Origin of the sequence: Stenotrophomonas sp. TWI602 (genome assembly GCF_039674045.1) — a bacterium.
Taxonomy (GTDB): Bacteria; Pseudomonadota; Gammaproteobacteria; order Xanthomonadales; family Xanthomonadaceae; genus Stenotrophomonas.
In genome coordinates this window covers 1-955 of record NZ_JBDJMT010000052.1, presented here as the reverse complement: position 1 = coordinate 955, position 955 = coordinate 1, and the positions used below count along the sequence as shown (strand labels likewise).

At 68.2% G+C, this 955-nt stretch carries 1 protein-coding gene; it reads left to right on the top strand.

Translation table 11 applies throughout. The features are described 5' to 3' along the window. Positions 1–3 precede the first annotated feature (3 nt). Entirely contained in the window at positions 4–951 is a 948-nt protein-coding gene (locus ABE483_RS18930; RefSeq protein ID WP_346482190.1) for a transaldolase, read from the top strand. Positions 952–955 lie beyond the last annotated feature (4 nt).

Below are 955 nucleotides of genomic sequence, written 5' to 3'. Positions count from 1 at the left end.
TCGCTGTCCAAACTCTCCCAGCTGCGTGATCTGTCCGTGGTGGTTGCCGATACCGGCGACTATGAGGCGATCAAGCGCTTGAAGCCGGTCGACTGCACGACCAACCCCACCCTGGTGAAGAAAGCGCTGGACCTGCCGGTATACGCCGATCTCATCGAGAGCGCGCTGGCTTGGGGCCGCGAGCAGGCGGGCGAGCGCGAGGCGGTCGTCCACGCGGTGGCCGATCGCCTGACCGTGGGCGTGGGCACCCTGCTCAGCACCCTGGTGCCGGGCCGGGTCTCGACCGAGGTTGATGCCGACCAGGCGCACGACACCGCGGCCACGGTGGCCAAGGCGCGTCAGTTCATCGCCATGTACGACGCGGCCGGCGTGCCGCGCAGCAAGGTGCTGATCAAGATCGCGGCAACCTGGGAAGGCGTGGAAGCGGCACGTCAGCTGCAGGCCGAAGGGATCGACTGCAATCTGACGCTGATCTTCAATCCCACCCAGGCGCTGGCCTGCAGCGAGGCCGGGGCGTTCCTGATTTCGCCGTTCGTGGGCCGCATCCTGGATTGGTACGTGGCCAACGGCCAGGCGCCGGCCAGCATCGATGAAGACCCGGGCGTGGTGTTCGTGCGCGGCGTGTATGCCGAGTTCAAGCGCCGTGGTTCGCCGACGGTGGTGATGGGTGCGTCGTTCCGTTCGACGGCGCAGATCGAGGCGCTGGCCGGCTGCGATCGCCTGACGATTTCGCCGGACCTGCTGGAGGCGCTGGACGCCGATCATGGCGAGCTGCCGCGCAAGCTGGTGGCCGGTGCGGCCGAGTCGGTGCAGGTGACGCCGATCGATGCGGCGCGCTTTGCGGCGGATCTGGCGGCCGACCCGATGGCGACGGAGAAGCTGGCCAGCGGCATCGATGCGTTCGCCAAGGATCTGGACGCGTTGCGGCAGACGATCCGCGAGCGGCTGTAAGCGC